Source organism: Candidatus Delongbacteria bacterium, from assembly GCA_020634015.1.
Classification (GTDB): domain Bacteria; phylum CAIWAD01; class CAIWAD01; order CAIWAD01; family CAIWAD01; genus JACKCN01.
Genome location: JACKCN010000001.1, coordinates 397,737 through 410,181 on the forward strand (window position 1 = coordinate 397,737; position 12,445 = coordinate 410,181).

Below are 12,445 nucleotides of genomic sequence, written 5' to 3' on the forward strand. Positions count from 1 at the left end.
GGCCGCCCGGCGGCAAGGGCCGGCCACGCGCCAACTTAGGGAGATCCACCGGCGACGGCAAGATGGTCGGTCGTGACACGCCGGGATCAGATCCCGGGCGACTGGCGCCGGGGGCTGCTCTGCCATGCGGCCAGAATGCAAAGCTCCTCGCGCGACCACAGCCCGTCCAGGCGCTCTTCGGCGGTCTTGAAGACCGAGGGCGAGGTATCACCCAGCTCCTCCAGCACGATGAAGGCCTGATCCGGGTCCCGCCCGGCCAGATCCAGCACCTGCTCCAGAGTAGCCGCTCCACACTGCAAGGCTTCCGCCAGATGCCCGGCGACCCGTTCGGGGCGCAGGTGGCGCAGCCTGGCCACCTCCTCGAGACTGTGTCCCCGACGGATCCCGTCGAGGCTGGCGCTGGCGCTGGATGAGAGCTTGGCCAGAGCGGGTCCAGACCCGGTCTCCGGCCCCGGAGTGGCATCGGACATGGACGCCTGGCCATCGCCAGGATTGATCACCGCCAGCAGGGCACTGCCATAACGATCCAGCTTGCGGGTGCCCAGGCCATACACGCCCAGCAGGTCTTCCAGCGACCGTGGCAGCACGTCGAGCAGGCTCTCGAGAGTGCGGTCGTTGAAAACCATGTACGGAGGAATCCCGTTCTCGCCCGCGGTCTCCCGCCTCCAGCGCCGCAGCCGTTCGCGCAGCCCGTCATCCCCGGAGAGGGGAGCGTTCGCCTTGCGCGGCGTCGCACCACGGCGCAGCGCCGCGCTGCTGGTCTCCACCCGAAAGGTGACAGGCCGCTCTCCACGCAGCACATCAAAACCTTCGGGCCCAACCTTGAGTCCCGCCGCGAAGGGTCCGGAATGCTCGGAGGGAACGAACAGCCCCGTGGCCACCATCTGGCGGATGATGCTCTGCCACTGGGCTCGCTTGAGGTCCTGTCCCTGGCCCCAGATACCCAGAGTTTCATGGCCCAGGCGTTGAGTCCGCTCCCCGGACACGGCCAGCAGCACATCGATCAGGTGCCCGGCCCCGAAGCGTTCTCCCGTGCGACGCGCGCAGGAGAGCACCTTCTGGGCGTGTACCGTGCCATCAAAGGTCTGGACTGGTTCCAGACAACTGTCGCAGTTCCCGCAATTCTCGGACAGGGTCTCACCGAAGTGGGCCAGCAGCCGGCGCCGGCGGCAGTCGGTGGTTTCGCAGAGCCCCAGCAGGGCGTTGAGACGTTCACGTCCGCGGGCCTTGAAGGTCGCGTCGCCTTCGCCTTCCTCGATGAACTGGATGTGCTGCATCACGTCGCCCGCGCTGTAGAGCAGCAGCGCATTGGCGGGCAGCCCGTCGCGACCGGCGCGCCCGGTTTCCTGGTACCAGGCCTCCACGGAACGTGGCAGATCCAGATGCGCCACGAAGCGCACGTCCGGCTTGTCGATGCCCATGCCGAAGGCGATGGTGGCCACCATCACCAGGCCCTCTTCGCGCAGGAAACGCTCCTGGTGCCGGGCCCGGATCGCTGGGGGCATGCCGGCATGGTAGGGCAGTGCGGGGCGCCCCCGGCCCGTGAGCCAGTCGGCAAGCGCTTCCACCTTCTTGCGGCTGAGGGCGTAGACGATGCCCGCATCCCCGGGATGCTCCTGCTGCAGAAAGCGCCAGAGCTGCTCGCGCCCCCCATCGCGCCGGATGATCCGGTAACGGATGTTGGGCCGGTCGAAGCCCGTGGAAAACACAGGTTCTTCCAGCAGGCCCAGACGGGTGCGGATTTCCGTGGCGGTCTCCGGGTCGGCGGTGGCGGTCAGGGCCAGCCGGGGCACGCCCGGGTGGGCGTCCATCACGCTGGCCAGCTCGAGATACTCGCGCCGGAAATCGTGCCCCCACTGCGACACGCAATGGGCCTCGTCAATCGCGAACAGGCCCGGAGGCGTCTCCTTCAGCAGGCGTCCGAAGGACGGGGTCAGCAGGCGTTCGGGAGCCACGAAGAGGATCCTGATCTCGCGCTGGCGCCAGCCACGGATCACCTCGAACGCCTGCTCCTCGCCCAGGGTGGAATTGAGAAAGGCCGCGGGCACGCCGTTCTCGCGCAGGGCGGAAACCTGGTCCTGCATCAGGGCGATCAGGGGCGAAATCACCAGCACACCGGCCTCAAGCAGCAGCGCGGGCAATTGGTAACACAGGGACTTTCCGCCACCGGTGGGCATGAGTACCAGACCGCCCCCGCCCGTGCAGACCCGTTTGATGATCTCAAGCTGGGGACCGCGGAAAGAGGAGTAGCCAAAGACCCGGCGCAATGTGTCGCTGGCCCGTTCGCCAAGAGATGAGGGGGAGACTGTCGGCTCGGTCACGGGCTTACCAGGACGCGGACAGGACACGGCCGTTGACGGCCTTGACCTTGCCCTCGGGCAATTCCTGGAGCTCGAACTCGATGATCAGCGAGCGTTCGCGCAGCCTGGAAAACTCCTCGTTGCTCACGGGCATCTCACCCAGGCGCAGGTCGGTGATATGGCAGAAGATGTCGTCACGGAAATCCGCATGGCCCAGCCCGGTGCGCAGCGTGATGAAACCGTAGCCCTTTTCTTCGTTCACCGCATGCAGCACTCCGCGCAGCCTGGGCGGGCCCTCGGTCGTGTGCGGCAACAGGCCGTGCACCAGATAGCCCGGGAAGAACGTGTCCACCTGCTGGCGCAACAGATGGCTGGTATTGGAGAACGAGAGCGCGTCCACCCGTCGTCCCCGGTTCTGCAGGGCCTGCACCAAACGCAGGAAGTCGCCATCGCCGGTGCCCAGCAGGAGGTAGTCCAGATTGTCGGATTGAAGCAGGGCGTCCACGGCCATGTCCAGGTCGGCATTGGCCTTCACGGCCAGATTGCCCTCCTCGTCGCGGAAGCGGCGGACTTCCTTCTGCATCACGTGGTAGCCCTGGCGGCGCAGCACGTTGCGGTAGTCCTCGCCCTTGCGCCGGTACTCCATGTCGCGCTGCTCGCGTTCCTTGTCCACCGCCAGATAGGCGCAGGCCCGCAGAACGGTGGCGCCCTGGGCTTCCACCAGGTCGCGGATCACGTGAAAGCGCATCCCGCGTCCGCCGTTGCGCACCAGATTCTCGATGTCGAGATAGATCCCCGCTTTCAGCATGAGGAGTCCCGCTGTTCTCCGAAGTGGAAGTTGAGCGAACGGGTCACGCTGGTGGGCAGCGCGGGCAGCTCGCTGCGCGGAATCAGGCAGGTCGCCAGGTTGAACAGGTCGGTGAAGATCCGGTGGCGGTCCACCGTGTCACGCAGATAGTCCGAGCCGGTGCTGCCGCCCGTGCCGATCTTGCGGCCCAGCATGCGCTGCACCATCTGGGTATGCCGCCCGCGCCAGAGTGCCAGGTTCTCGTCGATCTCGATCAGCGACTGGAGCAGGTTGAAGGGCATCTGCAGGATCGGCTCGTCGCGGTAGAGGCTGATGAAGAGCGCGGCCACGGTGGCCCGGTGACTCAGCCTGCGCTCGCCCGCACGCACCAGTTCCTCGTGCTGTTCAGGATTGGTGATGGTGCGGTAGCTGGAGGCGGTGCCGTCGATCATCTGCAACCGGATCCGGGTTTCCTCCTCGGTGATCAGGTCGCTGGCGCGCACCGTGTCACGGTCCTTCTCGAGCATGCGTTCCACGGCCTGACCGTACTCCTCGAGGAAATGGAACTGGCCCAGGTCCAGGAAGGGTGTGCGCTCAAGCCAGCCCGCGATGCCGTCGAATACATTGGCCGCCCGTTCGCTGGCCAGCAGCCGCTCGCGGATCGGGTCGGGATAGTAGCTGGTATAAGGGCGCCCACTGAAACGCAGGCGCTGGCTCTCCTTGAGCCCCAGCTTGTTCTCCAGCAGCCGGAACTGCCAGCTCTGGAATCCGGAGGCCGTGCTCAGCAGATTGCGGAAGTCCAGGAAATCCAGCGGGGTCATGGTTTCCAGCACCTGGATCTGCTGCACCAGCAGCCCCTGGATCACGATCACCCGGCGCAGACGGTGCACCACGGTGCCCACTTCCCGTTCGGGCAGCTCGCCCCCGCCGAAGAGTTCCAGCACCGAATCCAGTTCGTGAAGGATCTGCTTGAACCACAGTTCATAGGCCTGGTGCACGATGATGAACAGCATCTCGTCGTGCGCCTTGATCCCGCCCGCCTCACTGCGCGGATGCTGGCAGTCCAGCAGGCCGTCGAGGTGCAGGTATTGGGAATAGCTCACGGTCTCGGGAATGGACGTCATGGGGCAGGTCCTTGCAGGTCTTGGATGTGGTGTGCGGCGACGCGTGGGCACGCACCGGCACCGTTGACCGGTGTCGTTGGTTGCTGAAGCCCGCACAATATAATGCGGGGCCGGGCCATCGGAACGAAGAATGCCCGGGGCCCATGAAATCGGTCCTGCGGATGTCAGAAAATCGGGACACCCAGCGGCAAACCCCTGTGCAGACAGCAGGGCCCACAGGAGTTCTAGCTGCCGACCAGGAAATCCAGCACGTTGCCGGCCGTCGATGACTTGCGGCGGTAGAGTTCGCAGTAACCACACGCACGGCAGGCCACCACGGTGAACTTGCGGTTCTGGACATCAAAGAACCGCGAAAAGCCGTTTCCGGTGGTGCGGATCTCGTCGGTATCGAATTCGGTCCCGTTGCAGCGCGTGCAGCGATAGGCTCTGGGTTCCATGAGAGACTCCCTGTTGGGGCCGGGCTCTGTCGCGCGGCCGAGGAAAGGGTAATGCTTGCGTCGGGAAATCCCTGCCGGTCGGGCGTCTGTCCGACCCATGCCCTATCTTGCGCGTCTCGTCAGCCAACCCGGAGAGTCCATCAAGCACCTGCGCAACATCCTCCCCTTCCTGCGTACCTATCGGAAGCAGATCCTGCTGGGCACCCTGCTCGTTCTCCTGACCAATGTGCTGGGAGTCTTCGTCCCGCGCGTCCTGGGTCTGGCCATCGACGATCTGCGCCGCGGCCTGGAAGACCACAGCCTGGGCTGGTACATCACCGTTCTGCTGGGGCTGAGCGTGCTCTCCGGAGTGGCGCGCTTCGGCATGCGGCGCATCCTGATCGGCAGCTCGCGCCAGGTGGAACGCGACCTGCGCGCACTGTTCTTCAAGCGCCTGCTGGAACTCTCGCCGCGCTTCTTCGTGCGCAACCGCACGGGCGACATCATGAGTCGCGCCACCACCGACATCGAGAACGTGCGGATGGCCGCCGGTCCGGGTCTGATGTACACACTTGATACTCTGGTGCTCACCAGCTTCGCGCTGGTGATGATGCTGGGCATCAGCGTGAAGCTCTCGCTGGTGGTGCTGGTGATGTTGCCCGTGGTCAGCAGCCTGGTCTACATGATCAGCAAGCGGATCCACAGGCTCTCGATGCAGAGCCAGGAGAAATACGGCAGGATCTCGAGCATGGTCCAGGAGACCGCCTCGGGGATCCGCGTGATCCAGGCCTATTCGCGCGAAGAGTTCATGGCCGGGCGCTTCGACCGGGAACTGGAGGACTACCGCCGCCTGCAGATGAGCCTGATCACCACGGACGCCAGTTTCCGACCGATGCTCACCGGGCTGTTCAGCGTGGCCCAGGCCCTGCTGCTCTGGCTGGGTGGCAAGGCCATCGTGGCGGGCACGCTCAGCCTGGGCGACTATGTGGCCTTCTCCACGTACACGGCGATGCTGGCCTGGCCCACCATCGCGATCGGCTGGGTCACCAACCTGATGCAGCGCGGGGATGCCGGCATGAAACGCCTGGAAGGCATCATCCGGGAGCCGGACCGGTTGGGCGAGGGCGTGGTCAAGGCGCCCGGCAAAGGGCACATCCAGGTGCGCAAGCTTTCCTTCCGCTATTCCGAGGACAGTCCCTGGATCCTGCGCGAGCTGGATCTGGACCTGGCCGCGGGCACCATCCTGGGCATCGTGGGCCCCACGGGCAGTGGCAAGAGCACCCTGCTGCGCCTGATCTGCCGTGAGCTGGAACCCGTGGAGGGCACAGTGGAACTGGATGGCACGCCTCTGGCCGCACTGTCCCTCGACAGCCTGCGCAATGCCATGGCGGTGGTCCCGCAGGATGCCTTCCTCTTCAGCGAGACCCTGCGCAACAACGTGCGCTTCGGACGAGAACACGCCTCCGAAGCACTCTTCGACCAGAGCGGACGGATCAGTCACATCCAGCAGGACATCGCCCAGCTGGCCGATGGCTGGGAAAGCGCGATCGGCGAGCGGGGCATCACCCTCAGCGGGGGCCAGAAACAGCGCAGCACCATCGCGCGGGCCGTGATGATGGAACCGGCGGTGCTGGTGCTGGACGACTGCCTGAGCGCCGTGGACAACCATACCGAGCAGCAGATCATCGCCGGACTGCGCGAGTACATGAAGGGGCGTACCACGCTGATCGCCAGTCACCGCCTCTCCGCGCTGGCGGAGGCCGACCGGATCATCGTGCTGGACGCGGGACGGATCAGCGAGTCGGGAACTCATGAGGAATTGCTGGCCCTGGGCGGCGTCTACGCGGACCTGTACCAGCGCCAGCAACTGGAAGACGAACTGAGCGGGGAGGCCGCATGAAGCAGGCCCCGCCGCCCAAGGTCAATCTGGATCCGCGAATTCTGGCGCGTCTGGTGCGCATGTTGCTGCCCTACAAGGGCATGGCCGCGCTCGCGCTGTTGATGATCCTGGGCGCCTCGCTGCTGGAAACCGCCGTGCCCCTGATCACGCGGCACGCGATCGATGTGGACATCCACGATGCGGACATGGAATCCCTGGGCCGGACCATCGCGCTGTACCTGCTGGTGGTCGCGGGGGCCTTCCTGCTGCGCTTCTTCCAGCAGGTGGTGACCGGCTGGATCGGGCAGGCCATCGTGGTGGACATGCGCCGCGCCCTCTACAAGCGCGTGAGCCAGATGCAGATGGGCTGGTTCGACCGCAACCCGGTGGGCCAGATCATGACCCGGCTCACCAATGATGTCGAGAATCTCAATCAGCTCTTCACCGGCGGACTGATCCTGATCTTCCAGGACATCCTCTCGCTGATCCTGATCGTGGCCGCGCTGTTCATGCTCGACTGGAAACTGGCGCTGGTGCTGCTGGCCGTGCTGCCGCCGATCCTCTTCGCCACCTTCCAGTTCAAGAAACTGGTGCGCCAGGCCTTCCGGCGTGTACGCGCCCTGGTCGGTGAAGTGAACACCTTCCTCCAGGAGAACATCACGGGACTGGCCGTGGTGCGTCTGTTCAGGCGGGAGGCGCGCAATCGCGAACTCTTCGGCGCGATCAACGACCGGCTGATGAACGAGAACATCCGCACGATCTTCTACTTCAGCGTGTTCTTTCCGTTGATGGAAGTGCTGGGCAGCGTGGCGGTGGCCGCCGTGATCTGGAAGGGCGGACACGAGGTTCTGGCCGGCGCGCTCACCTTCGGTACGCTGGTGGCGTTTCTGAATTACGCCGAGCGTTTCTTCCGTCCGATCCGCGATCTGGCCGAGAAGTACAACATCCTCCAGAGCGCGATGGCCGCCGCGGAGCGGGTCTTCGAGATCATGGACCAGGAGCCTTCGATCACCGGCGGCAGCATTGCCGTGCGCGAACTGCGCGGCGAGATCGAATTCCGCAATGTGAGCTTTGCCTACGAGCCGGGCGTGCCCGTGATCCGGGACCTCAGTTTCCACATTCCGGCGGGCAGCAGTGCGGCGCTGGTGGGCTACACGGGCAGCGGCAAGAGCACCGTGGCCAGTCTGCTGCTGCGCTTCTACGAGCCCCAGTCGGGCAGCATCCTGATCGATGGGGTGGATCTGCGCGAACTGAAACTGGACGAACTCAGGCGCCGGATGGCGATCGTGCTGCAGGATGTGTTCCTGTTCAGCGGCAGCGTGCGCGAGAACATCGGGCTGGGCGCTGATTACGATGACCAGCGCCTGCGCGAAGCGGCTCGCCGGGTGGGTCTGCTGGACTGGATCGACCGCCAGCCCGACGGTCTGGATCACGAAGTGAATGAGCGTGGCCAGAGTCTATCGGGCGGACAGCGCCAGCTGGTGAGTTTCGCTCGGGCCCTGGCTCACGATCCGGCCGTGCTGCTGCTGGACGAAGCCACCTCCAGTGTGGACACGATTTCCGAAGGCCTGATCCAGAAAGCCATCGAAGAATTGCTGCGCGATCGCACCTCGCTGGTGATCGCCCACCGCCTGAGCACGATCCAGAATGTGGATCACATCCTGGTCCTGCACCAGGGCCGCCTGGTGGAACAGGGCACCCATCGCCGGCTGATGGAGAATCAGGGCATTTATCACCGCCTCTGGACCCTGCAGTCCTCGAGCCAGCGCCATGACCCCCTTGTCGGCCCGTCGATTCCTCCGGATGAAGACCCGCCCCTTGATGCCTCCGACAAGGATCTGGCGGACGATCCGGAGTGATCCTTGAGCTCTATACGGGCGGCCCCGCGTTCTCAAGCAGCGCTCCCTGGCTCATCGGGGGTGCCGGCGTGGTGGGCGGCCTGCTGGCCGGATTGCTGGGCATCGGTGGTGGTGTGGTTTCCGTGCCCCTCTTGCTGGCCCTCGGAATACCTCCGCGTTTCGCCACCGCCAGCATGACCGCCGCGATCGTGGGCAACTCGGCGGCTGCCACGGTCTACAACGCCTTCCGCCAATCCTTCTCCTGGACAGTCGGGCTCTGGATGGGCCTTGGAGGCGCGGCCGGAGGCCTGTTCGGAAGCTGGCTGGTTTCCCGCATACACAGCCCGCGCGCTCTGGACATGGGCATCAGCGCTGGTTTTCTGGCCGTGCAGGCGATTGCCCTGTTGCTGATGTTCCGCCGACCGGCCACATCCGTGGGGCGACATCCCCACGCCCTGCTGCGCCTGCCCTTCCTGCGTGTGAACACGGTCCTCTGCAACGAACCGATCTCCCTGCTGGTGCCCATCGCGGCTGCGATCGGGGTGGCTGTGATGGGCGCATTTCTGGGCATCGGCGGGGCGCTGCTGCTCTCGCCCTTGCTGCTCAGCCTGTGCCACAGCAGTCTGAGACAGATCATTCCCGTCGTGCAGCTGACCGTTCTTGTGGGGGCCCTGTTCTCCGCCAGCGGACACGTCTTTCTGAGTGGCAATCTGGACCCGGGCGTGGCCCTGCTGCTGATTCTGGGAGGCACGATCGGTGCCCCTCTGGGCAGCCGGCTCAAACATCGCCTGAGTGACCGCAACCTGCACCGGATCTATGGCCTGGTGATCCTGTTGGCGATGGTCAAGGTCGCGTCCGGACTGTTCATCCACGCTGCGCCCGCCCTGGAACAGGCCTCGGCCAGGCCGGAGCTTGCAGGGAGACTTCCGGTCTGGCTGGCCACGGTCGGCCTGGCCCTTGTCTGGGGTCCTTTGAGCGCTTGGTTGCTCCGGCCCCGCTCCTGAGTCTGCCGAATTCTGGTTTCACGGAAATTCGTTTCAACAAAGTTTTTTCGAGACGCCTGTTTTCTTCTTGCCCCGCGCCCGACTTCTTGCTTGGTTGACCACAGCAGAATCAATTGCCTCCCCACACGGCAACGTCCCCTACCAACCATTTCAGAAAGGAGTGCATCATGCATTCTCTCAAGACCCAGTCTCTCGTCGTGTTGGGCGCCCTGCTCTCGCTGTCCGTGGCCGCGCTGGCCCAGACCTATGTGGCTTCCCTTGATGGCTTGCAGGAAGTGCCCGCCAACGCCAGCCCCGGAAGCGGAGTGGTAACGGCCGTGCTCACGGGCAATACGCTGGTGGTGTCGGGCAGCTATTCGGGTCTGCAGGGCAACACCACGGCGTCGCACATCCACGCAGCCCCGGCCGGCAGCAATGGCGGTGTGCTGATTCCTCTGGTCCTGGCGACCGGCTCCACCAGCGGTACCTACTTCGAGGCGGAAAACACCTACAACCTGACCGCGGCCCAGATCGGGATGCTGCAGTCCGATGGTCTGTACGTCAATGTGCACTCCACGGTGCATCCCGGTGGCGAGATCCGTGGCCAGTTCTACGCCCAGCGCGTCTCGGACACAGTGGACCAGCCCGTGCATTTCGAACTGGCCGCCAACCATCCCAATCCCTTCAACCCCAGCACCACTCTGGCCTTCAGTCTGGATCACACCGCGTCGGTGCGTCTGAGCGTGTTCGACATCATGGGCAGGGAAGTGGCCGTGCTCAACGATGGTCTGTTGGGTTCCGGTGAGCATCAGCTGGTGTTCAATGCGGACGGACTCTCCAGCGGCACCTATTTCTACCGCCTGGACAGCGAAGGCCGCAGCGAAACCCGCAAGATGCTGCTGCTGAAGTAATACACGCCCCTGTTCACGGGAACAAGGGAGCGACTCTTCTTCAGAACTCCCCCGGGTAGCTGCGGCAGCCGGGGGAGTTCTCTCATGGAACCCGGATTGGTTCATGGTGGCTGGCCTTGCAGCAGGCGTTGTGCCAGCGGTGGGTGCTGGCCTGGCAGCAGGCGTTCTGCCAGCGGCGGTTGCTGGCCTTGCAGCAGGCGTTGTGCCAGCGGAGGATGCTGGCCTTGCAGCAGGCGTCGTGCCAGCGGCAGGTGCTGGCCTTGCAGCAGGCGTGACGCCAGCGGAGGGTGCTGGCAAGGCAGCAGGCGTGGAGCCAGCGGAGGGAGTTGGCTTTGCAGCAGGCGTCTTGCCAGCGGTGGATGCTGGCCTTGCAGCAGGCGTGACGCCAGCGGAGGGTGCTGGCCTTGCAGCAGGCGTCGTGCCAGCGGCAGGTGCTGGCCTTGCAGCAGGCGTCCACCCAGCGGAGGGTGCTGGCCTCGCAGCAGGCGTTATGCCAGCGGAGGGTGCTGGCCTTGCAGCAGGCGTCTGCCAGCGGAGGATGCTGGCCTGGCAGGCGTGCAGCAGGGTGCGTGGCGTGCCAGCGGAGGATTCTGGCCTGGCAGCAGGCGTGACGCCAGCGGAGGATGCTGGCCTTGCAGCAGGCGTTGTGCCAGCCGTGGGTGCTGGCCTTGCAGCAGGCGTGACGCCAGCGGAGGATGCTGGCCTTGCAGCAGGCGTTGTGCCAGCCGTGGGTGCTGGCCTTGCAGCAGGCGTCATGCCAGCGGAGGATGCTGGCATGGCAGCAGGCGTGACGCCAGCGGAGGGTGCTGGCCTTGCAGCAGGCGTGACGCCAGCGGAGGGTGCTGGCCTTGCAGCAGGCGTCTTGCCAGCGGTGGATGCTGGCCTTGCAGCAGGCATGGCGCCAGCGGAGGGTGCTGGCCTTGTAGCAGGCGTGACGCCAGCGGAGGGTGCTGGCCTCGCAGCAGGCATGGCGCCAGCGGAGGGTGCTGGCCTTGCAGCAGGCGCGACGCCTGCGGAGGAAGTCCGTTCCTGCGCCAAATGAAAGGCACTCCCGAGGGAGTGCCTGCGCTAGAACGATGAACTCTCTGGATCAGCTCTGGGCTGGAATCAGACTCTGGGACAACATGTAGGTGTTGCCGTCGGAATCGAAGAAAGTGGCCAGCTTGACCATCTCGGGAATGACGGTGGTCTCGCCGTCGAAACGCACGCCCTTGCCTTCCAGTTCGGCGCGGGTCGCGTCGATGTCCAGCACGCCAAAGACCAGGGTCGCGCCGCCGCCGGTCTTGACCTTTTCGACCTGGCTGAGGCCAATGGTCACGTTGCCCACCGCCGTATGCACTTCCGCCCAGCCCATGTCTTCCATGTGGTACATCAATTCGAAACCCAGCATCTCCTTGAGCCAGGCGATGCTCTCGACCACATTCGACACACAGATCGCGCAGGTCAGATCTCCCTTGTACGCAATGGCCATGATTCTCCTCCATTGGCTGTGGTCGGGCATTGCCCGGCCATTCTGTTTGACTCTGGAACGGTTACTATTTATAGTTACTCTAATTCTCGTCCCGCACGAGTGCAAGCGGAAAATCCAATGCAAACAGGAATGGCATGCTGGATACACCCACCACCCAGCATCTTGGACAACAACTCGCCAGGGCATTGGCGCCCCGCTGGGGAGTTGCGGTACTGGCAGCCCTGTCGCGATCAGGGGGCGAACGGGTCTTTCGCCTGCATCGACTGCTGGGGGCCAATCCAGGCACTCTGCGCAAAAGCCTTGAAAGCTGCCGTCAGCGCGGCTGGATCCTTCCGAATCCAGGGCATGGGCATCCCCTGCGCCCCGAATGGCTGCTGGACCCCGATTGCATGGAACTTGCCCGAAAGGCCGCTGAGCTGACAGCGGAACTGGAGGCTCTGGGACAGTCGGAGCTGCTGGCGGCCAAGTGGGCCTTGCCCGTGTTGCGGGAAGTCGGGCAGGGGGCCGACCGATTCAGGGACATTCGCGAGGAACTTGGCCTGACTGATCGCGCCCTGGCGCTGGCTCTGGACCTGTTGGTCACACGCGGACTGCTGATCCGCGAACTGCACGAGGGCCATCCACCGGGCAGTCGTTACCGTTGTGATCCGGTGTCGAGGGAATTGCTCGAAAAGCTGGAGCTCTTCGTCATCGAACTTGGCGCACGCACTCTGGAAGACTGACCATGGCAGGACAC

General features: G+C 64.8%; 12 protein-coding genes. 5 read left to right on the forward strand and 7 right to left on the reverse strand.

The genetic code is table 11. From position 1 onward, the window contains the following. Positions 1-86: 86 nt before the first annotated feature. The 4 genes from recQ to H6678_01710 form a co-directional block, all read right to left on the reverse strand. Positions 87-2,321 carry a DNA helicase RecQ gene (gene recQ / locus H6678_01695; protein ID MCB9472502.1) on the reverse strand — a complete coding sequence of 745 codons (2,235 nt, stop codon included), beginning with the start codon at positions 2,319-2,321 and terminating at the stop codon, positions 87-89. Between the two features lie 4 nt (positions 2,322-2,325). Next, complete coding sequence (locus H6678_01700) at positions 2,326-3,108, reverse strand: NYN domain-containing protein (protein ID MCB9472503.1); 783 nt, start codon at positions 3,106-3,108, stop codon at positions 2,326-2,328. Beyond that, positions 3,102-4,211: a hypothetical protein gene (locus H6678_01705; GenBank protein MCB9472504.1), complete on the reverse strand. Its 1,110-nt coding sequence runs from the start codon at positions 4,209-4,211 to the stop codon at positions 3,102-3,104. Before H6678_01705 ends, H6678_01700 begins: the two co-directional genes overlap by 7 nt. A gap of 224 nt (positions 4,212-4,435) precedes the next feature. Then, a complete protein-coding gene (locus H6678_01710) occupies positions 4,436-4,648 on the reverse strand; it encodes a zinc ribbon domain-containing protein (protein ID MCB9472505.1) in 213 nt (70 codons plus the stop codon). A 97-nt stretch (positions 4,649-4,745) separates the two neighbouring features. Here H6678_01710 and H6678_01715 point away from each other — a divergent pair, with 97 nt between their 5' ends. From H6678_01715 to H6678_01730, 4 genes are all read left to right on the forward strand, one after another. Beyond that, positions 4,746-6,527 (forward strand): ABC transporter ATP-binding protein, encoded by a 1,782-nt coding sequence (locus H6678_01715; GenBank protein MCB9472506.1) that lies wholly within the window; start codon positions 4,746-4,748, stop codon positions 6,525-6,527. After that, positions 6,524-8,365, forward strand: coding sequence for an ABC transporter ATP-binding protein (locus tag H6678_01720; protein ID MCB9472507.1), 1,842 nt, complete (start codon positions 6,524-6,526; stop codon positions 8,363-8,365). The genes H6678_01715 and H6678_01720 overlap by 4 nt, the downstream gene beginning before the upstream one ends. After that, positions 8,362-9,348, forward strand: a complete 987-nt coding sequence (locus H6678_01725) for a sulfite exporter TauE/SafE family protein (GenBank protein ID MCB9472508.1) — start codon at positions 8,362-8,364, stop codon at positions 9,346-9,348. The genes H6678_01720 and H6678_01725 overlap by 4 nt, the downstream gene beginning before the upstream one ends. 167 nt (positions 9,349-9,515) lie before the next feature. Then, positions 9,516-10,238, forward strand: coding sequence for a CHRD domain-containing protein (locus H6678_01730; protein ID MCB9472509.1), 723 nt, complete (start codon positions 9,516-9,518; stop codon positions 10,236-10,238). Positions 10,239-10,320: 82 nt separating this feature from the next. Here the strand turns inward: H6678_01730 and H6678_01735 are convergent, their stop codons facing one another. The 3 genes from H6678_01735 to H6678_01745 all read right to left on the reverse strand — a co-directional run bounded on the left by H6678_01735 (position 10,321) and on the right by H6678_01745 (position 11,709). Beyond that, positions 10,321-10,695, reverse strand: a complete 375-nt coding sequence (locus H6678_01735) for a hypothetical protein (protein MCB9472510.1) — start codon at positions 10,693-10,695, stop codon at positions 10,321-10,323. Positions 10,696-10,990: 295 nt separating this feature from the next. Beyond that, positions 10,991-11,287: a hypothetical protein gene (locus H6678_01740; protein ID MCB9472511.1), complete on the reverse strand. Its 297-nt coding sequence runs from the start codon at positions 11,285-11,287 to the stop codon at positions 10,991-10,993. 41 nt (positions 11,288-11,328) lie between these two features. After that, positions 11,329-11,709 (reverse strand): VOC family protein, encoded by a 381-nt coding sequence (locus tag H6678_01745; protein MCB9472512.1) that lies wholly within the window; start codon positions 11,707-11,709, stop codon positions 11,329-11,331. A gap of 134 nt (positions 11,710-11,843) precedes the next feature. Between H6678_01745 and H6678_01750 the strand changes: the two genes are divergently transcribed. Then, the gene (locus H6678_01750) at positions 11,844-12,431 is read left to right on the forward strand and encodes a winged helix-turn-helix transcriptional regulator (GenBank protein MCB9472513.1); all 588 of its coding nucleotides are present in this window, start codon (positions 11,844-11,846) and stop codon (positions 12,429-12,431) included. Positions 12,432-12,445: the final 14 nt, after the last annotated feature.